Genomic DNA, 18,950 nt, shown 5'->3' with positions numbered 1-18,950 from the left:
TGCCCCAGGGGCAACTCCTTGGCTTAGCCGGGAACGTTCCTCGGATCGTAGAGCGAGTAACCACCCCCTGACGGACACCTGAACGGGGCGCCACATCCGGATCCATGGTCTCGTAATCTATGTGCCTCAAAACCCTAGGCTTTGGAGACGGTCTGGTGTGCCATCACTGACGAATCGAGCCGGTTTGGTCCTGATCAGCGTCTATTCGAGGATTTCAGGTTGCGTGATTCGCAGGGCTTCCCTGTCGAGGCGGGCCTGTACTATGCGGAGCGTTGTGTCGCTGATGCTGTGGTTGTCACGCAGTTCGATCATGACGTCGCGTTTGTGATCCAGTAGCGCCAGGCGCAGGCGGGCGTACTCGCGGTCGCGCTCGAGCAGCTGCTGCTCATCGTCGGCCCTTGGGTCAGCAGCGAGTACGGCAAGGTGTTTCCGGTACTCGTCAATCATTTGGTCACGCACCTGGTCACTGACGCCCAGCCGGGCAGAGACATCGGCCACGTTGGCGAGTGCTTCCCTGGTGCTGGTTTCCTGGGCCAGGGCCAGTTCGTCGTCGACGGTGGTGTCCGGGGCGAACTTGGCCCAGCGGATGGCCGCTGGCAGCAGCATTCCTTGGATAACAAGTGTGAGGAGCACGACGCCGGCTGCGACGAAGACGATTTGGTCCCTTCCGGGGAAGGGTTGCCCGGTTGCCAGGGCGGTGGGGACGGCGAGGGCGACGGCAAGGGACACGGCGCCGCGAAATCCTGCGACAGCACTGACCACGCGGGCCCGGTGGGGCATTCGGCGCTGCCGTTGAGAGGGCCGGCGGTCCAGGGTGCGGATCAGTGATACCGAGATCATTTGGAATGCGAAGCGGATGACTACTACCGCTGCCCATGCGACGACGGTCAGGATCAGGAGCGGGATGATCTGTTCCGCGGGTACGGCGCGGAGGGAGGACTGGGCCTCGATACCGATCAGCACGAAGAGCGCCCCGTTGAGGATGAAGGTTGTCAGTGACCAGAATCCGAAGGTTTGTTGTCTGGATTGGGGTGTGCTGACGCGTGGGCCGGACTGGCTGAGAATCAGTCCTGCCACGACGACGGCGATAACGCCTGAGGCATGGATGAGTTCAGCCCCCAGGAAGGCGACGAACGGTACCAGCACCAGTGCCTCGTTGTTCAGGATGGAATCCGGGAGGCGGCGCAGCAGCTGCGTGCTGAGCCATCCGGCAACTGCCCCGATGGCTGCACCGCCCAGGTAGGCCAGGGCGACCAGTCCCGTGATGGTCCATTCCGAGTATGTCTCCTGGCCGATCGTGATCCCTACGGCCAGGGTGTACAGGACCAGGGCTGTGCCGTCGTTGATCAGGCTTTCGGCCCTGAGCAGGGTCATGTTCCGGTGAGGCAGGGTTCGTGCCATGGCAGCGACGGCGGTGGCATCTGTCGGTGCGAGGGCAGCGCCCAGGATCAGCGCCGCGCCGAACGACATCCCGAAGGCCGTGCCGATTCCGGCGATACCGAAGGCTGTGGCTACGACGAGAAGGGTGCTGAGCAGGAGGATGCCGCGCAGGTCACGCCGGATTTCGCGCAGTGATGTAGTGAGGCTTTCCCAGAACAGGAGGGGAGGAAGGAACAGCACCAGCACCGCTTCGGACGGGAGGTGGATGTCCCGGACCAGGGGAATGAAGCCGGCCAGCGCGCCGAGGAAGAGCAGCGCAAGCGGCACCGGCAGGCGAAGGCGTGGGGCGACCAGCGCCCCGGCCAGCACCAGCAGCCCTACCAGCACGGTGATGTCCAGGGTCTCTGGGGAGCCGGTCATGTCGGCCAGTTCCTGCCGGCTATCGCGGCGTGGTCGCGGCGGAATGTTTCGGGTTCAGCGGCAAGGGGGAGGTTGACGGTGTCTTCGGCTCCGTCGAGCGATCCGGCTGTGTCGGGGGTCAGGGCGTCGAAGACCGGGGTGAGGTCCTCCTGTTCGGGTCCGTGGTCGGCGATGAGTTCCAGCGTTTTGTGGTCGGCGGCATCCGTGTGCAGGCTCTCGATGAAGACCCGGGCTATTTGGTCGCGGGCGATGACGCCATCAGCCGGTGATCCGGCCTGTCGCTTGTCGCCTTGGAGCATGACGATAAGGCGCTGGTCGGGGTCGTTGTAGTCGAACCAGCCCGGGCGGACGATCGTGTAGGGGTGGCCGCTGGCCCGGACGAGGCGTTCGCTGCGCAGCTTCCACGTCGCGTACGCGACGCCGGGGCGGGTGGTTCCGATGGCGGTCATGAGTGCGATCCGGACCCGCCGCCCGCCGAGGGCTTTGAGGACGTTCGCGACGCCCGCGTAGTCGTTATCCCTGACATCGCGTTCACTGGTGCTGGATCCGTGGGTGAAGACGATTGCATCGACTCCGTCGACGGCGGGGCCTAGGGTGTCGGGGCGGGTCAGGTCACCGACGACGAGTTCGACACTGTCGGGCAGGATGCGCTGTGCCCGGCCCTTGTCACGGACCAGGGCGCGCACCGTGTAGCCCTGACGGAGGGCCTCGTTCACAGCGTGGCGGCCGATGCTGCCGGTGGCGCCGGCAATCAGGACGGTGTTTGGACGGTGTGTCATGGGTTCTCCTTGGCGGCGGCCGGAGCGACCTGGCGTTGGGTTGCTGCCCAGCTGGCGAGGACTTTGAGGGCGTCCTCAGACGGTGTTCCGGGCTCGGCTGTGTAGATGTTGATGCGCAGTCCCGGGTCGCCGGGCAGTTCGAGGGCCTCGTAGGTCAGGTCAAGGTCGCCGACGATGGGGTGGTGGAGCCGTTTGCGGCCGGTGCGGTGGTGCTTTACGTCATGCCGGGCCCAGCGGATGCGGAACTCTTCGCTGCGGGTCGAGAGCTCTCCGACCAGGTCGGAGAGGTCCTTGTCGTAGGGGTTCTTCCCGGCTGTGGACCTGAGGACGGCGACAATGTCATCGGCGCTGCGTTCCCAGTCGGCGAAGAACTCCTGAGCTTTCGGGTTGAGGAAGGTGAACCGGGCGCTGTTGGGCGGGGTGGGGCCGCCGTCGGCCATCATGTCCAGATACAGGGCCCGGCCCAGATCATTGGAAGCGAGAACGTCGCCGCGGTCGTTGCGGACCCAGGCGGGCGCAGTCGTGATCGCATCGATGACCCGCTGCACGCTGGGCCGCACTGTCTGTGGGCTGCGCTTGCGCCGCGCGCGGGGTGAGACGGTGGCAGCGCGTGCGAGGTCGAACAGGTGGGCCGTCTCGGCCTCGTCGAGTTTCAGCGCACGAGCCAGCGCTTCCAAGACGCTGTCGGATGCGCCGGAGAGGTTTCCACGCTCAAGACGGATGTAGTAGTCGATGCTCATGCCGGCGAGCATGGCGACTTCCTCGCGGCGCAGGCCCTTGACGCGCCGGTTGCCGCCGTACGCCGGGAGGCCGGCCTCCTCGGGCGTGATCCTGGAACGGCGGGAGCTCAGAAACTTCCGGACGTCGTCGCTGTGTGTCATGGCATCCACGCTACGCGGGACGTTCACTGCGGGGGAGGCACTGGCATTACCCGGAACATCAGTGACTCCCGGGCCCTGAGAAATAACGGTTGCATGGAAGACATGAAACCGGCACCCACACATCCCGCCCACCCGGCAGCGATCCTGGCGATCATCCTCGCCAGCTACTTCATGATCCTGCTGGACAACTCGGTCATCTTCACCGCCCTGCCCAGCCTCCAGGCCGATCTGCACCTGAGCACCAGCGAACTGACCTGGGTACAGGACGCCTACACACTGGTTTTCGGCGGCCTGCTCCTGCTCGGCGCCCGCGCCGGTGACCTGCTGGGCCGGCGCCGGGTGTTTGTGTTCGGGCTGGTGGTGTTCTCGCTCGCGTCGCTCCTGATCGGGCTGGCCCCGGCAGGGTGGTGGGCGATCGCCGGCCGCGCCATCCAGGGTATCGGCGCCGCGATCGTCGCCCCCGCGTCGTTGTCCCTGCTGACGGCGAGCTTCCCTGAAGGCCGTGAGCGAGTCCGGGCGGTCTCCCTCTACGGCGCCACGGCGGGTATCGGAGCCAGCCTCGGACTGGTCATCGGCGGCGCGCTGGCTCATTGGATCTCCTGGCGGGCCGGGTTCTTCGTCAACGTCCCAATCGGAGCCGCCATGATTGCGCTGGCTCCCCGGTTCCTCCCGGAATCCGGACGCGCCCGGGGACGTTTCGACGTGCTCGGCGCACTCAGCGCCACTCTGGGCGTGGGCGCCTTGGTGTTTGGCATCATCCACACCGCGGAAGCCGGCTGGAACACACCGGTCACTGCCGCGGCGGTCAGCGCCGGCGTCATCCTCTTGGTCATGTTCGTGCTGATCGAACGCAAGGCCAGCCAGCCCATCATGCCGCTGAGCCTGTTCGCCAGCCGCCGCCGCACCGGCGCGTACGTGGCACGGTTCCTCTATCTGGGTGCCATGATTGGTTTCTTCTTCTTCACCACCCAGTTCATGCAGGAAGTCCTCGGCTTCAATCCCTTGCAGGCCGGCCTTGGATTCCTGCCCATGACCGCCGTGAATTTCGCCGTCGCCATGAGCATCCCGCCGCTCGTCCGCCGGATGCCTGGCTCGGTCGCCCTGGTCGTCGGGATCGTGATCACCCTGCCGGGGATGTTCTGGCTCAGCCGCGCCGGAGTTGACGCCAGCTACTGGACGGGTATCGCCCTGCCCATGATCCTCATTGGAGCCGGCCAGGGATTTGCCTTCGCCCCGCTGACCTCGTTCGGCATTGCCGGTGCCCCGGCTGCCGACGCCGGTGCCGCCTCCGGCCTGGTGAACACCTTCCACCAGGTAGGCACGTGCCTGGGACTCGGCATCGCGGTCGCGGCCGCAGCAACCGTTCCCGCTGCCGGTTCTGCCGTCGGGCATCTGGCCGCTGAGGTCAGCGCCGCCCTCACTGCTGGCAGCGCCCTGCTGCTCCTGTCCCTGGCTGTCAGTGCAGCGCTCATCCTGCCCGCAGACCTGGCCGGCCGCCGGGCTCACCGAGCCCCGGAAGCAGTGCCCGCCCCAGAGGGCGCGTCCGCCCGCTGAACATCAGCTTGGTCGCCTGCTTCAGGAAACTGCCCCTAACCCACCCGCATAAGAAACTAAGGAAATTCCCGTGAAGACACGCAAGCTTGGCGACGGCCTTGAGACATCGGCCCTCGGCCTAGGCTGCATGGGCCTGAGCTTCGGCCTTGGACCCGCCACCGACCGGACCGAAGCCCTCGCCGTGATCCGGTCCGCTGCCGACCGCGGCGTCACCCTCTTCGACACCGCCGAGGGATACGGACCTTACGTAAACGAAGAACTCGTCGGAGAAGCACTACAGCCCATCCGCGACGAAGTCCTCGTGGCCACCAAATTCGGATTCGACATCAACGCCAACGGCGAGACAGTCGGACTCAACAGCCGCCCCGAGCACATCCGTGACGTGGTCGACGCCTCCCTGCGCCGGCTGCGCACCGACCACATCGACGTGCTCTATCAGCACCGCGTAGACCCCAGCGTCCCGATCGAGGACGTCGCAGGCACCGTCAAAGAACTCATCACGGAGGGCAAGGTACGCCACTTTGGCCTGTCCGAGGCCAGCGAAACAACCATTCGGCGCGCCCATGCCGTCCAGCCGGTCGCCGTCATCCAGGACCACTACTCGCTGTGGATGCGGGAACCGGAAACCACAAAGTTCGGGGTCTGCCAAGAACTCGGGATCGGGCTCGTCGCCTGGGGCCCGCTCGGACAAGGCTTCCTTACCGGAGGCATTACCCGGGACATGAAGTTCGACAATCCCAATGACCTCCGCGCGGACTTCCCCCGTTTCACCCCGGAAGCACTGGAAGCCAACTTCGCCCTCGTCGACTTCCTTAAAAACTTCGGAGCCGAAAAGGGCGCCTCCCCGGCACAACTGGCACTCGCATGGCTTCTGGCCCAGAAACCCTGGGTCGTACCCATCCCCGGCGGCACCCGCATCGCCCACCTGAACGACAACCTCCCCGCAGCTGACCTCGAACTGAGCCCTAGCGACCTGCAACGGATCGACGAGGCCCTCGCCACCCTCGATGTCGTCGGGGCACCCCTCTCCGCCGGGCTCGACGCCGCCATCGACCGCGACCGCTAAGCCCACCGGTGAATACTCCCGTCAGACGCCGCCACCAGCCACCTGGCCGGCATCCACTGTGTTGATGGGGGTACTGGCATGCACTCCCACGAAACCCTCGGCCGTTGTTGACTGAAAACCGGCCATTACCAAACGTAAGGAACCCGATTATGCGAGCCACCCTGATGTACGGCGCCGGCGACGTGCGCGTCGAAACCGTCCCCAACCCCACCATCCAGGAACCCACGGACGCGATCGTGCGCATCGTCGCCGGCTGCATCTGCGGCAGCGACCTCTGGCCCTACGGCTCCAAGCCGGAAACCAGCGACGGGGCCCGGATGGGCCACGAGTTCGTCGGCATCATCGAAGAACTCGGCTCCGATGTGACAAACCTGTCCGTAGGTGACTTCGTCATTGCACCATTCGTTGCCTCCGACGGCACCTGCGATTTCTGCAAAGAAGGGCTGCAGACCTCTTGCCGCAACGGCGCGCACTGGGGCGGTCACGACGACGGAGGCCAAGGCGAATTCGCCCGCGTCCCCCAAGCTGCTGGCACCCTTGTCGTCGTCCCCACCGGCTTTGACGAGAAGCTGATCCCGTCCCTGCTGAGCCTCTCCGACGTCATGTCCACCGGGTACCACGCGGCCAAGAAGGCCGGCATCCAGCCCGGCCAGACTGTCACGGTGATCGGTGACGGCGCAGTAGGCCTTTCCGCGGTCCTGTCCGCCAAGCTCATGGGGGCCTCGCGGATCATCCTCATGGGCCGCCACCAGGCCCGCACGGACCTGGGCCGCAAGTTCGGTGCCACTGACGTCGTAGCTGAGCGCGGCGAGGAGGGTATCGCCAAGGCACTGGAGCTCACCAACGGCGACGGAACCCACGCAGTACTCGAAGCCGTGGGTCTCAAGCCGGCACTCGAAATGGCCATCGGCGTCGTTCGCGCCGGCGGAGTGATCAGCCGCGTCGGTGCGCCGCAGTTCTCCGAGGTACCCCTCGGATTCGGCGAGTTCATGCGCAACATCACGCTCACGGGCGGCGTAGCACCGGCCAGGGCCTACATCGAGGAACTCCTGCCGCTCGTGCTCGACGGCACCATCGAACCGGGCAAGGTCTTTGACCGCACCATCGGTCTGGACGACGTCCCCGCCGGGTACAAGGCCATGGCTGACCGCGAAGCACTCAAAGTACTCGTCCGCCCCTAACGACAAGGACCAGAACGATATGAACCTCACACTCAACAACGGTCTCGTCATGCCCGCCCTCGGGCTCGGAGTCTTCCAAAGCCCCCCGGACGAGACAACTGCGGCAGTCGAGACAGCCCTGGGTGCCGGGTACCGGCACATCGACACCGCCGCCGCGTACGGGAACGAACGCGAAGTCGGTGAAGGCATCCGGCGCTCCGGCCTGAACCGCTCCGACGTGTTCATCGAAACCAAGGTTTGGGTCAGCGACTACGGCTACGACGAAACGCTGCACGCCTGGGAGAAGTCGGCTACCAAGCTCGGCGTGGACTACCTTGATCTGTTGCTCCTGCACCAGCCGGTGCCAAGCCGTTTCGAAAAGACGATCGCGGCGTACAAGGCACTCGAGACCCTGTTCAGGGACGGCCGCGTCCGCGCGATCGGTGTCAGCAACTTCATGCCGCACCATCTCAAGGAACTGCTCGCAGAGACCGACACGGTCCCGGCCGTAAACCAGGTCGAGCTGCATCCATACTTCACCCAGCCTGAAGTCCAAGCCGCCAACACCGAACACGGCATCCTCACCCAGGCGTGGTCACCGATCGGCGGAATCACCTTCTACCCGGGCTGGGGTGAAGACCGGAAGAACGTCATGCAGGATCCGTCCATTGCCGCTATCGCTGAAGTGCACGGCAAGACCCCGGCCCAGGTGATGTTGCGCTGGCACCTGCAGCAGGGCCGCTCCGCCATCCCGAAGTCCACGAACCCCGTCCGCATCGCGGAGAACTTCGACGTCTTCGACTTCGAACTGACAGCAGACGAGCTCACTGCGATCGATGCCCTGGACACCGGGGTCCGCAACGGGCCGGACCCGGACATCTTCCGTGACCAGTGGTTTGACCGGTCAATCCCCGAAGCCTAGACACCCTGACCCAGAGCAAAAAGAAGGATTCAGCATGGAATACCGCCCGCTTGGCCGCACCGGTGTGCAGGTCAGTCCGCTCTGCCTCGGCGCGATGATGATCGGCCCGTGGGGCAACAACGACCGAGCAGACTCCACCCGCATCATCCACCACGCCCTGGACGCCGGCATCAACTTCGTCGACACCGCTGACGTCTACTCCGGTGGCACCTCCGAGGAAATCGTCGGCCAGGCGCTGCAAGGACGTCGTGACGACGTCTTCCTCGCCACCAAGTTCTTCATGCCCATGGACGAGAAGGACCCCAACAAACGGGGCGGATCCCGCCGCTGGATCATGCGGGCAGTGGAGGACTCGCTGCGCCGGCTGGGCACGGACTACATCGACCTCTACCAGGTGCACCGGCCCAGCCCGGACACCGACGTCGAAGAAACCCTCGGCGCACTCACCGACCTGGTCCGACAGGGCAAGATCCGCTACATCGGCTCGTCGTCCTACTCCGGCTCCCAGATCGTTGAAGCCCAGTGGGCCTCCCGCCAACGGAACCTGGAACGGTTCGTCACCGAACAGCCGCCGTACTCCATCCTGGTCCGCGGCATCGAGGAGGACATCCTGCCCACCGTCCAGCGGCACGGCATGGGCACCCTCACGTACAGCCCCCTCTCCGGCGGGTGGCTGTCGGGTCGGTGGCGGAAAGACGCCGCCTCCGCACCGACCTCGTCAGCCCGGCCCAGTGCCCGGTTCGACATGAGTCAGCCCGCCAACCAGCGCAAGCTCGACATCGTTGAGGACCTGGCGATTCTGGCCGAAGAAGCCGGGATGACATTGATCGAGCTGGCCATCGCGTTCGTGATCAACCACCCCGGCGTCACGTCCGCAATCGTGGGTCCGCGCACCATGGAACAGCTGGAGTCCTACCTCCCCGCCGCAGATACCCACCTCAGCGCCGATGTGCTGGACAGGATCGACAAACTCGTAGCCCCCGGGGTCACCGTGAACCCGGACGACAACAGTTACGGCGCCCACGAACTTACCGCCCGGGCACGCCGCCGGAACCCGTCGTGAGCACTGAACCGATCGGTTCCCTTTTCGAAACCATGTGCCAGGCGATGGTGGCAGGGGACATCGAAGAACTGGATGGGCTTCTCGCGGAGGACTTCACCCTGACCCACATGACCGGGTATGTGCAGTCCAAAGCGGAATGGCTGGACGCCATCGCATCCGGACAGATGCGATACCACCGGATGGAGACAGTGGAAGCTACCTCCAGCCCCGAAGGGACCCCACCAGCACTGACGGCCCGGACACTCACCGACGCCACTATCTGGGGATCGAGAGCCACCTGGCGGCTCACCCTCCACGCCACGTTCGAGGCCCACGACGGTGAAGTAACGGTGACCCGCACCGTCGCCTCGACCTGGTAACCAGCCACCTCAACGGAATTTGAGCAACTAAAGCGGCACCAAGCACCACTGAAAGGAAGGGCCATAATGACGGAGAATCCCAAACAGGTCGGCGGGGGCCGGAAAATGTTCGGGGACTTCGCCCCGAAGCTCGCCGAACTCACAGACGACATGCTCTTCGAAGATGTGTGGAACCGGCCCGAACTGAGCCCACGCGACCGCAGCCTCATCACCGTCGCGGTGCTCACAGCTGGTGGAAACACCGAACAGCTCGGTTCCCACCTCGGTCGTGCCGTGCAAAATGGCCTGACCCAAGAGGAGCTTATTGAAGCCATCACCCATGTCACGCTCTACGCTGGCTGGCCCAAAGGCATGTCCGCGATGGGCGTTGCCAAGGGTGTTTTCACCGACAACAAGTAAGGCACATCATGAACATCGAGCCCGTTCTGCCCACCACCAAGAACCCGCCGGAGCGGTTCGCAGGAGATGTGTGGCTTGATCCGATCGCGATGCCCCATGAGGAAGGCCAGACAATGGTCGTGGCGACCGTACGCTTTGCGCCTGGAGCACGCACGGCCTGGCACTCCCACGAGTACGGCCAGTACTTGCGGGTCACCCAAGGGATAGGACGTTTCGGCACCCGGGACGGCAAGATTATCGAAGTCCACCCCGGCCAGACCCTCTACACCCCTCCCGGGGAGGAACACTGGCACGCCGCTGCACCAGGCTGCTTCATGGAACACATAGCCATGCTCCAAAACGGCGAAGACCCATCAACTCTCCAGCGTGCACGCCACCCGCGGCTACGACCGCGCCGAGAAGGCCACGGCAGTCCGTGACGAACGCGAGATGCACCGGTCCTCGCTGGCACGAAAGGTCCGTGCCAGCGCCAGCGCCTCCGCAACCGAAGATGAGTTTGTCCGCCGCACCCGCGCCACCGGCCTACTCGTTCGTCCGCGCTACGCCAAGAACACCACGGACGTCATCGTCGGTTACTCCGTGGCCGAACGACCCAAGCCCGGACAGCGGCCCATCTGGTTCGGCGGCGGAACCCTAGCCTCGGACCTGAAGCTCGGTGCCCTGCGTGAGAACTGGATGGACTCACCGCAACTGGCCACCGCCGCAGCAGCCGAGTGGAACGCCGCCGCCCGCAACCGCCGCACCGTCTCCAAGACCGGTCCCGAGAACGGAACCCCGCCGGAACAGATGTGGGTCGAATACACCCGGAATGCGACCGCACTGGCAGACCAGTTGCGGTCCATTCCCCGCGACGATCACGCGACCTGGGCGAAAGCAGCAAGGGACGTTTCCGGCGCCTTCGCGGCATGGTCGCACCGGCTCGAAACAACGCCCGGACCGCTCGCCGCCACCGCCGCGGAACTGTCCCGCACGGCCCAGCTCCGGGCGCCGCGCCAGCACGGTAAGCCGGTCGCGCTGCCCTCCATTGCCGGTACCGCCATGTTGTTCATGGCCGCTTCTAGTAAGGACAGGACGGCGGCGCAGACTGTCCTCATGGTTCAGCTCATCAACACCGCCTTCGCGGTCTACGAAATGCACCAGCAGTCCGGACGAACCCGTGAGGCCCAGCGTATCCGGGCGGTGGTCGAACAGCAGCTGGCCCCGTTTACCGCGACTATGCCCAAGCCGGTCTTGGTCGGCGCGGGACAGGGCCCGGCGACGGAAGCGGCAGTGCCGCCTAGGTCCGTCGACATTGCCCGGCGCGGCATGGCGCCGATCCGTCCCGGATCGGTGGTGCCCGAAACCCCGACGCCGGCGGCGCCGGCCAAAATCCTTCACCCGAGCCGACGCGATTCCGCGCCGGGCTTGGACCGATAGAGACGGACACCACCTAGTGCAAAGGGGAACACGATGAGTGACGCTGATGGAATGGATGACGTTGTCGACGGCGGCCTGCGGCAGTCGTTGCTGATCGGGTCACGCATTGCCGAAACGCTGGCCCGTCGCAGGCAGGAGTCGCAGCGCCAGGAAGAGCACACAGCTACCCAGGCAGTCTACGAGGCGAACGCCCGCCTGACAGCCGAGCGCAGTGCAGCACGGGCGGCCCTCGCCCCGGTCGACAAAGAGCAGTGGTGGGACAAGGCGCAGCCCCGGGACATCGCGACGGCGTACACCGCGGCTGAATCGTGGAAGACCCACGACCCCGCGGCCCTGGCCGCTTCGGAGAAGATCCGGGAGGCGGTCTTCGACCGGTACGGCATCGACACTCGGGACGTTGGAGCTGATGCCGCCTACCTCGAGTCCGGCATACAGACCATCACCACCGAACGGGCACGACAGGACGCGCTACTACGCAGCCAGGAAGAGACCCGTGCGGCGGCCGCCGAGCACGAGAAGGCCATGGCCCTGCTCGCTGCAGCCCGCCTCGAAGAACTCCGCACCCAGGCCACCGTCTTGGCACCTGAGATGGAACGCCACCGGGTCCCCGTCGAATACCTCGCCAACCCGGAACTGGCAGCAGCTCTGCAGACAGCTCACGCAGCTAAGACTCCCGCGGCCATCGAGGCCGCCGACGCCACCGTGAAGGAACGCCTCTTCCTCATCGGCAGGGACGGCGTCCACGGTCCCGACATCGACCAGCTCCGCAAGGAGACAGCCGAGAACGTCAACGGCGCCGGCAACTTGCACTTCGAAGACCCCGGCTTCGTTCAGGCAGCAAAGGAGATGCACGAAACCAGGCTCCTGGCTGAGGCAGGTTTCACCGGCTCCGAATGGACCTCGATGGAACAGCGCTACGAGGCGGCCGAGAAGGAACTCTTCAGCCGGATGGAAAGCGTGGGCCGCGAAATCGAGGACCGGGTTACCGGCAGCGACAGCAGCCGGCTCACAGACCAAGGCCTAAAAGCAGAAACCGCGTCAGCCTCCGGATACGGTTCAGCTGATCATCTGGGGAAGTTCGCGGACTCGTTGGAGAACACCGGGGCGAACGAAGTCCAGATCCGGGGACGGCTCGTTGCGGCCCGAAGCGAAGGTACTCACCCCAGCGCAGCCGTGACCATGGGTAAGGACGCACCCAAGGCGCGAAAGTCCCGCGCCGGTGCAACCGTCGGCGCGCAGCGGGGGAAAGGCGGGCTCTCCCGCTAATCGGCGGCTCAAAGTCAGCGGGATTAACCGTCCAGTGACATGACACCTGCTTTCTCGAATGCGGCGCCATGTTGATTCGGGCCGTGATCACAGTGCCGGGACGGGCCGCGGCGAGGGTGGGACAGTTAGGGCAGCGCTTGGACAACCTGACAGCAGGGGGCCTCCACAGGGTTGTCCTGCGGAAGCCCCCTCTGGGGTCTACTTCGTGGCGGGCCTAGCGGCGGGGCAGGGCCTTGGTGCCTTCGATCTGCACGGCTTGGAGTTTGTGGGGGTCCAAGCCGAGGGTTTCGAGGATGGTCGGGGCGATCTGTGTGGTCTCGACGGGGTTAGTGATGGTGCGGGCTTCGTCGTCGCCTGTACCCGAAACGACCAGCGGGACGTTTCGGTCGTCGGCGGAGGCTCCGCCGTGTTCGGCGATCTTTGACTTTCCACCCGTGAAGACGACGCCGGTTTGTGCGATGCCGAGGATGTCCGGGTAACGCGCGTCGCTGGTCTTGGTGCCGAAGTAGCCGGCGACTTCGCTTCCGGCGTAGACCCGGCTGAGTCCGGACGTTTGGACTGTCCGGGCTGCGCCGTTGACATCGTTGCCTGCGGCCGGGTGGGATGCGAGGTAGTCCTTGGCGAACTGGGCGGCCGCCTGGGAGTGATCGGACAGCCAGAGCTGCATGATGTCGTCGTTGGTGGAGAAGGCCACCAGGTCCGCGGAGCCTGGGTGGGCCGCCTTCCACGCGGCGTTGAGTCCGTCGATGACGGGGCTGTCGGGCACCCTGTTCAAGGCAGCCGGGTCAGTCGGGGACTGTCCGTGCTTGGCCGAGAGGATGATGGTGGTGTCCTTGGTGTGCCCGGCAGCGGAGAGGGCTGATTGCATCTTCCCGATGGACGCGTCGACGTTGTCCAGCGCCTTGCTCAGCAGGGGCCCGGGCACGGTTCCGCCGGGGAGGTAGCCGCCGGTCAGTCCGTCGGATGTGGGGAGTTTCTGGGCGGTGGAGACGGCTTGGAAGTTCATGCCGAAGATCGACGGGACGGCGGCGTTCCGGGCACCTGAGTGGTCCTTGCCGGCGATCTCGTTCAGGACTGCCTGAACCTTGTAGCCGTCGTATTGCTGGGTTGCTGCGTTGTCCTGCGTCCAGTCACCGGTGAACGGGGCGGGGGCCTTGCTGTTGATTTCGGGGGTGAAGAGATCGTCCACACCCTTGCCTGAGGGGCCGTTGAGGATTTCGTAGGCGGGGTGCTTGTCTGACCACGCCGTCGTCATGCCCGCGCTTTTCGCGACCTCGAAAACGGTGTTGACCTTCAGGTACTGGTGGGGGAGGACCGGCCTGCAGGTAGCCGGGTCCACCGGGAGCGCTGCCGGGTTGAGGAGGGTTTCCGGGTGCCCGGTCATCGCCATGATGCTGGCGGGCAGGCCCGTGAGTCCCTGGCTGGCGTCGAGGGCATCCGGGTTCTTGTCGGCGGCCTCGGTGAGGGCCACCTCGGTGCCGGGCGCGGTGGTCTTGCAGTCGGTGGTGCCCGCGGGCAGGAGCGCCCGGTTATACGTGTCGTCGTAGTAGATGCCGGTGGTTCCCGGGTTCCCGCCGGTGAACTGGCCCACCATCCCGGGAAAGGAATCCGATGGAACCGGCGTCTGGGCGTGGGTGTAGCTGGTGCCGTGCTTCACCAGTGAAGCCAGGGCGGAATTCGGATGAGCCTTCACATACCAGTCGAGATCCTTCTGGTGCAGGCCGTCCACGGAGAGGACGAGGACGTGCCTGCCGCCCTTGCCGGCGTCGCTGTCCCTGTTCTCATCCTGGCCGGAGCCGTGGTTCTGGGTCTGCTCGTTGTTCGGGCGCCCGCCATCTGCCGCGGAGGCCGTCACGGCCGAGCCGGTGAGCAATGCAGCTCCGAGGAGGGCGCCTACCGCTGTGGTTGTAGCTGAAGTCATAAGAATGAGACCTTTCGGCGCAGCTGCGCCCGAGGGGATGTGACCCCTCGAGTCTCATCCCTCTTGGCCGCACCCTTCTCTGCCCGGACGGGTTCCGGACCAAGATTCCGGAATCGTTCATCGGCTCGTAGTCGTATTCACGGCAGATCCCCAGCCCGGGGCTGGCGTGTTTTCGGACAATCTGTGCCGGCGGAACCAAGACAACCTGATTGGCCGTCCACCGGGACAACTGGTTAGGGAGCGTGGACTTGTCCGGGGGAGAATCGCGGAATGACCGAATCGAAACAGCACGACAACTCCCTGAACTTCTCAGCTGGCGACGTTCAGGGACCTGTCCCGGAAAGGCGGAACCACCTCTTTCTCCGAACCTCGGGGGTCAAGGTTCCGGAAATCACGGCCGCTTTTTGGGCAGCGAAAGTACTGACGACCGGGATGGGAGAAACGACGTCGGATTACCTCGTCCACGCCGTGGAGCCTGTCATTGCGTTAGCACTCGGGGGAGCAGGGCTGGGAGCGTCGCTGGTCCTTCAATTCACTGTCCGCCGATACATTCCTTGGGTGTACTGGCTCGCCGTGGTCATGGTCAGCGTGTTTGGGACGATGGCAGCTGATGCTGTTCACGTGGTCCTTGGGATCCCTTACGTGATCTCGGCGGTGTTTTTCCTGGCCGTCCTGTCCAGCGTTTTCTTCTTGTGGTTCCGATCGGAGAAAACACTCTCGATCCACAGCATTGATACTCGGCGGCGTGAGGTGTTCTACTGGGCCGCTGTCCTGACCACGTTCGCCCTCGGTACGGCTGTAGGTGACCTCGCAGCGTACACCCTCAACTTCGGCTACCTTGCCTCCGGGATCACCTTCCTAGCCGTCATCGCCATTGCAGCCCTGGGCTTCGGGAGCGGCCGTATCGCTGCAGTCCCGGCCTTTTGGTTCGTCTATGTCCTGACCCGGCCGCTCGGGGCATCTTTGGCCGACTGGACGGCAATGCCCTCCGGGCGCGGGGGTCTGGGGTGGGGAACAGGCACAGTCAGCCTCGCCCTCGCCGCGATCATCGCAGCTGTGGTTCTCGTGCCGTCCCTGGCTAAACGGCGCAGCCTCGGACGGAGGGGCCCAGCGGCTGAATAGGTCATCCAGGACAGGTCGCGGGAGCTGCCCTTCTCCCGGGATCGTCCGCGTCCAGCGGTCCCTGTGAACCGGAGATATTGCACAGTCGATGCACAGGTGCCGCCCATGGGCCTCTTACCCGCCGGGCCGAGACTGGTAGCACCCACGACGGAGGACCAACCCATGTTTCAGGACGAAGCCGACCAGGCCGGCAATGCACCTACGATCACCAGCGGTGAACCCCTACCTTCGCCGGGGTATCGGACCGGGAGGGGCCGGACGTTTCGGGCTCCGGTGCTGATCGGTGCGATCCTGGCAGGTGGGATGCTGGGCGGAGCAGCGGCAGCCGGTGCCGGATCCCTGCTTGAACCCTCTACCGGTGCGCCCGCTTCGGTGAGCTCGCCGTTGACCGCTCAGGTCGTCGTCAATAGCACGGACGGAGTCGCTGCCGTGGCCGTCGCGGCCAAAAAGGCCTCTCCCAGCGTGGTAACCATCTCGGCGACCTCAGACAGTGCCGGGGGCACTGGATCGGGCATCATTCTGGACCAGCAGGGTCACATCCTGACCAACACTCACGTCGTGACCCTCGATGGGCAGTCCGCGTCTGCGAGCATCGAGGTACGAACAAACGACGGTAACGTCTACCCTGGCACCGTAGTCGGCACGGACCCCCTATCGGATCTTGCTGTGGTCAAAATTGACGCGCAGGGCCTGGTCCCGGCCACCTTGGGCGACTCATCCAAAGCCAATGTGGGGGACAACGTGATCGCAATCGGCGCGCCACTGGGACTGCAGGGCACGGTAACCGACGGGATCGTCTCAGCTGTGAACAGGACCATCACTATAGCGTCTTCCGCTGCGCCTGACACGACCGGCTCCACGGGAAACAACGGGTCCGGAGGCAGCGGGCGCCGATACCGGTACTCTCAGCCCGGGGCTCAAAACAGTACCGGGGCCGCGTCTTCGGATATCAGTATCAATGTTCTGCAAACGGATGCCCCCATCAATCCGGGGAACTCCGGAGGCCCCCTGGTCAATAGCGCCGGGGAGGTCCTGGGGATCAACGTCGCCATTGCCTCTGCGGGCGCCTCGACGTCCGGTGGCCAGTCGGGGAGCATCGGTGTGGGGTTTTCGATCCCGGTCAACGACGCCAAGCGCGTTGCCCAAGAGATCATTGCCGGTGGTTCGGCCAGCCATGGGCAACTCGGTGCCAGCCTTTCTGACGCGCAGGCCGGGCCCGGTTCACAGTTCACGTCGGGCGCCCGAGTGACGGGCGTCAGCGGCGGGACCTCAGCCGCGAAAGCGGGCATCACCAGCGGCGACGTCATCACAGCGCTTGACGGACGTGCCATTCAGAACGCAGAAGAAGCGACGGCGTCATTCCGGGAACACGCAGCAGGGGACACGATGAGGATCACCCTCATCCGCGGGGGCAAGGAACAACAGGTTAGCGTCACCCTCGGGTCCGCACCCAAGGCGTAGGCAGCCTGGAGCCAGATTCCCGCTGATGGGAGAGATGTAACTCAGTGACGAGGCACGCGAAGTGAGGGGAGACTGTAGGGGATGGTGTACCTCCAACATCTCATTCGCCCGGTGATGGACGCAATTGAGTCCTTGGTGGTGGCGCGGCGGGCCAGTCGGGCGCGCAAGGCCCTCCTGGATCTGCCGCGGGCACTCTCTGACGCGCGGCAGCTGATCGACGGAACCAAGGCTGCTTTAGCGAATGTTTGTCCACAGGTTGGGTGGTGGGCCCACCAGCGGCTCGACGAGGCTGAACGTTCGCTCCGGTCAGCGGCCGTGGTGGAACGTTCGGACCCTGTCGATGCCCTGGCGTTCGCCCGGATGGCACGGGACCTCGCGGTCCACGCTCACAGGTTCGTTCGGTCCCAAACCGGGAAAACAAGGCATCGTCCCACGCCCCAGTAGTGGACCGACGGAATCTGGGCGTATTCACTTGACGGCGGCCCCGGTCGCAGCTGCCGTCCGGGCCGCTTAGTGCGTCAGTCGGACGAGCTCCGCGCCCAGGTCGGGGCCGCCGGGGGTGAAAGCGTTGTCCAGGCTGACGAAGCGGACGAATTGACCGATCACTCCCGCACAATTGCCTGTGCAGGAGTGGGCGCCCTGATTGTTGTTGTAGCTCTTGCCGGGGAAGTTGTAGCCCGTGAGCTGGAAGGCGGCGAAGCCTTTGATGTGGAACCATCCGTTGGCTCCCTGGCTGCCGGCGTCGTCAAAGACGGGCAGGAGCACGGTCTGGCCGATGAGGGCCATAAAATCCGCAGAGGAACATTCTTGAGGGGTGGGCTTGCCGGGTTTGGAGGTGATGGTGGCATGTGCCAGCGATATTGCCACGCGGCACACGCCGGTGTCCGGTTTGAGCCATCCGAACCCGCCGGGGATGGTGTGGCCCGAGTTAGAGGAGCTGCTGCAGGTCGGGCCGCCGGCGTACTGCAGAAGCTGGGGTGTTCCGGTGAGGTTGAACTGGCATTCGGAGAAGGCCAGGGGGATGGACGCTGTTCCGGCGTATCGGGAGCCCCACGCGGCGGTGGCCGTGGCGTCGACGTTTGTTCGGGGGATTCCCAGGACTTGTGCGAAACCGAGTTGGAGGCCCGGGCCGGTTTTGTCCCGGGCCGAGACGTGGACGGTTACTGTTGCTGGGGCGAGAAAGACCGGCGTATCCGCGGCGGCATTTCCGTTCGCGATATTGGCTGCGGCAAGGGCCTGTGCCTTGCCCGCGGCAGTGGATTGACAAGCGGTTGTCCCGGATTTGGCGCAGTCCTGGGCTATGGCCAGTGCGGCGGCGTCGGCGCCGGTCTGCAACTGGGTTCGTGTCCAGGCGATCAGTCCGATGTCGACCGCGACGGCCGCGAACCCAAGCAGGACGATCAGGAGAAGTGCGACGAGGACGGCGACGGCGCCCCGATCGCTTTCCCGTTGGTCCTTGAGTAGATTTCGCGACCCAATGGGCGTCCCTGCTCTCGACTTCCGCCCAGTGTCGTCCGTGTCTCTAAAGCGGGATTCGTGCCCGGTCCGGGGGAGTGGCGGGCTGTGTGAAGCACAAACGGATATTCCCTGTGTGTGGGGGCGTCTCAAATTCACCCTTCAGTGTCCCCCGCCCCTGCAAAGCCGGTTCGCAGTATCAATGCAGGTTTAGCGAAGGATCAGGCACATTCCAGGTGGCTCCAAGGCGCTCGAGGCGGCAGGCCTCCGCCGCAGGGGGGCGGGGAAGCAGCCGATATCGGTTACATGCGGGGCGTCTCCGGGGC

The 18,950-nt window shown here is 65.1% G+C and carries 17 protein-coding genes; 12 read left to right on the top strand and 5 right to left on the bottom strand.

The window, feature by feature from the left end; translation table 11 throughout:
- Positions 1-201 precede the first annotated feature (201 nt).
- The 3 genes from QWJ39_RS04855 to QWJ39_RS04845 are packed head-to-tail and all read right to left on the bottom strand — an operon-like array spanning position 202 to position 3,460.
- The gene (locus QWJ39_RS04855) at positions 202-1,800 is read right to left on the bottom strand and encodes a Na+/H+ antiporter (RefSeq protein ID WP_290256595.1); all 1,599 of its coding nucleotides are present in this window, start codon (positions 1,798-1,800) and stop codon (positions 202-204) included.
- Positions 1,797-2,579, bottom strand: a complete 783-nt coding sequence (locus QWJ39_RS04850; protein WP_290256594.1) for an SDR family oxidoreductase — start codon at positions 2,577-2,579, stop codon at positions 1,797-1,799. The genes QWJ39_RS04855 and QWJ39_RS04850 overlap by 4 nt, the downstream gene beginning before the upstream one ends.
- Entirely contained in the window at positions 2,576-3,460 is an 885-nt protein-coding gene (locus tag QWJ39_RS04845) for a helix-turn-helix transcriptional regulator (protein ID WP_290256593.1), read from the bottom strand. Before QWJ39_RS04845 ends, QWJ39_RS04850 begins: the two co-directional genes overlap by 4 nt.
- 93 nt (positions 3,461-3,553) lie before the next feature.
- On the opposite strand from QWJ39_RS04845, the gene QWJ39_RS04840 reads away from it, so the two are divergent.
- From QWJ39_RS04840 to QWJ39_RS04795, 10 genes are all read left to right on the top strand, one after another.
- The gene (locus tag QWJ39_RS04840; RefSeq protein WP_290256592.1) at positions 3,554-5,014 is read left to right on the top strand and encodes an MFS transporter; all 1,461 of its coding nucleotides are present in this window, start codon (positions 3,554-3,556) and stop codon (positions 5,012-5,014) included.
- A 70-nt stretch (positions 5,015-5,084) separates the two neighbouring features.
- Positions 5,085-6,080, top strand: coding sequence for an aldo/keto reductase (locus QWJ39_RS04835; RefSeq protein ID WP_290256591.1), 996 nt, complete (start codon positions 5,085-5,087; stop codon positions 6,078-6,080).
- Between the two features lie 149 nt (positions 6,081-6,229).
- Entirely contained in the window at positions 6,230-7,261 is a 1,032-nt protein-coding gene (locus QWJ39_RS04830) for a zinc-dependent alcohol dehydrogenase family protein (protein WP_290256590.1), read from the top strand.
- 19 nt (positions 7,262-7,280) lie between these two features.
- Positions 7,281-8,162: an aldo/keto reductase gene (locus tag QWJ39_RS04825; RefSeq protein ID WP_290256589.1), complete on the top strand. Its 882-nt coding sequence runs from the start codon at positions 7,281-7,283 to the stop codon at positions 8,160-8,162.
- A 34-nt stretch (positions 8,163-8,196) separates the two neighbouring features.
- Entirely contained in the window at positions 8,197-9,225 is a 1,029-nt protein-coding gene (locus tag QWJ39_RS04820; protein ID WP_290256588.1) for an aldo/keto reductase, read from the top strand.
- The gene (locus QWJ39_RS04815) at positions 9,222-9,584 is read left to right on the top strand and encodes a nuclear transport factor 2 family protein (protein ID WP_290256587.1); all 363 of its coding nucleotides are present in this window, start codon (positions 9,222-9,224) and stop codon (positions 9,582-9,584) included. Before QWJ39_RS04820 ends, QWJ39_RS04815 begins: the two co-directional genes overlap by 4 nt.
- Before the next feature lie 66 nt (positions 9,585-9,650).
- A complete protein-coding gene (locus QWJ39_RS04810) occupies positions 9,651-9,983 on the top strand; it encodes a carboxymuconolactone decarboxylase family protein (RefSeq protein WP_290256586.1) in 333 nt (110 codons plus the stop codon).
- 8 nt (positions 9,984-9,991) lie between these two features.
- Positions 9,992-10,402, top strand: a complete 411-nt coding sequence (locus QWJ39_RS04805; protein ID WP_290256585.1) for a cupin domain-containing protein — start codon at positions 9,992-9,994, stop codon at positions 10,400-10,402.
- The gene (locus QWJ39_RS04800; protein ID WP_290256584.1) at positions 10,350-11,399 is read left to right on the top strand and encodes a hypothetical protein; all 1,050 of its coding nucleotides are present in this window, start codon (positions 10,350-10,352) and stop codon (positions 11,397-11,399) included. Before QWJ39_RS04805 ends, QWJ39_RS04800 begins: the two co-directional genes overlap by 53 nt.
- Positions 11,400-11,432: 33 nt before the next feature.
- Entirely contained in the window at positions 11,433-12,665 is a 1,233-nt protein-coding gene (locus QWJ39_RS04795) for a hypothetical protein (protein WP_290256583.1), read from the top strand.
- 214 nt (positions 12,666-12,879) lie between these two features.
- Here QWJ39_RS04795 and QWJ39_RS04790 read toward each other — a convergent pair whose 3' ends face one another.
- The gene (locus QWJ39_RS04790; protein ID WP_290256582.1) at positions 12,880-14,586 is read right to left on the bottom strand and encodes an alkaline phosphatase family protein; all 1,707 of its coding nucleotides are present in this window, start codon (positions 14,584-14,586) and stop codon (positions 12,880-12,882) included.
- 270 nt (positions 14,587-14,856) lie between these two features.
- Here QWJ39_RS04790 and QWJ39_RS04785 point away from each other — a divergent pair, with 270 nt between their 5' ends.
- Complete coding sequence (locus QWJ39_RS04785) at positions 14,857-15,708, top strand: hypothetical protein (RefSeq protein WP_290256581.1); 852 nt, start codon at positions 14,857-14,859, stop codon at positions 15,706-15,708.
- Between the two features lie 162 nt (positions 15,709-15,870).
- A complete protein-coding gene (locus tag QWJ39_RS04780; protein ID WP_290256580.1) occupies positions 15,871-17,169 on the top strand; it encodes a trypsin-like peptidase domain-containing protein in 1,299 nt (432 codons plus the stop codon).
- Between the two features lie 510 nt (positions 17,170-17,679).
- Here QWJ39_RS04780 and QWJ39_RS04775 read toward each other — a convergent pair.
- A complete protein-coding gene (locus QWJ39_RS04775; RefSeq protein ID WP_290256579.1) occupies positions 17,680-18,783 on the bottom strand; it encodes a pilus assembly protein TadG-related protein in 1,104 nt (367 codons plus the stop codon).
- Positions 18,784-18,950: the final 167 nt, after the last annotated feature.

The organism is Arthrobacter sp. YD4 (assembly GCF_030410515.1).
In the GTDB taxonomy this organism is placed as follows: Bacteria; Actinomycetota; Actinomycetes; order Actinomycetales; family Micrococcaceae; genus Arthrobacter.
This window is presented reverse-complemented; position numbering and strand designations above follow the sequence as displayed.

What these genes read in the sequence shown, in the direction of transcription:
- QWJ39_RS04845 (WP_290256593.1), bottom strand. Translation starts at nt 3,460, where the DNA reads ATGACACACAGCGACGACGTCCGGAAGTTTCTGAGCTCCCGCCGTTCC.
- QWJ39_RS04805 (WP_290256585.1), top strand. Translation starts at nt 9,992, where the DNA reads ATGAACATCGAGCCCGTTCTGCCCACCACCAAGAACCCGCCGGAGCGG.
- QWJ39_RS04785 (WP_290256581.1), top strand. Translation starts at nt 14,857, where the DNA reads ATGACCGAATCGAAACAGCACGACAACTCCCTGAACTTCTCAGCTGGC.
- QWJ39_RS04850 (WP_290256594.1), bottom strand. Translation starts at nt 2,579, where the DNA reads ATGACACACCGTCCAAACACCGTCCTGATTGCCGGCGCCACCGGCAGC.
- QWJ39_RS04825 (WP_290256589.1), top strand. Translation starts at nt 7,281, where the DNA reads ATGAACCTCACACTCAACAACGGTCTCGTCATGCCCGCCCTCGGGCTC.
- QWJ39_RS04855 (WP_290256595.1), bottom strand. Translation starts at nt 1,800, where the DNA reads ATGACCGGCTCCCCAGAGACCCTGGACATCACCGTGCTGGTAGGGCTG.
- QWJ39_RS04840 (WP_290256592.1), top strand. Translation starts at nt 3,554, where the DNA reads ATGGAAGACATGAAACCGGCACCCACACATCCCGCCCACCCGGCAGCG.
- QWJ39_RS04820 (WP_290256588.1), top strand. Translation starts at nt 8,197, where the DNA reads ATGGAATACCGCCCGCTTGGCCGCACCGGTGTGCAGGTCAGTCCGCTC.
- QWJ39_RS04830 (WP_290256590.1), top strand. Translation starts at nt 6,230, where the DNA reads ATGCGAGCCACCCTGATGTACGGCGCCGGCGACGTGCGCGTCGAAACC.
- QWJ39_RS04795 (WP_290256583.1), top strand. Translation starts at nt 11,433, where the DNA reads ATGAGTGACGCTGATGGAATGGATGACGTTGTCGACGGCGGCCTGCGG.
- QWJ39_RS04810 (WP_290256586.1), top strand. Translation starts at nt 9,651, where the DNA reads ATGACGGAGAATCCCAAACAGGTCGGCGGGGGCCGGAAAATGTTCGGG.
- QWJ39_RS04790 (WP_290256582.1), bottom strand. Translation starts at nt 14,586, where the DNA reads ATGACTTCAGCTACAACCACAGCGGTAGGCGCCCTCCTCGGAGCTGCA.
- QWJ39_RS04780 (WP_290256580.1), top strand. Translation starts at nt 15,871, where the DNA reads ATGTTTCAGGACGAAGCCGACCAGGCCGGCAATGCACCTACGATCACC.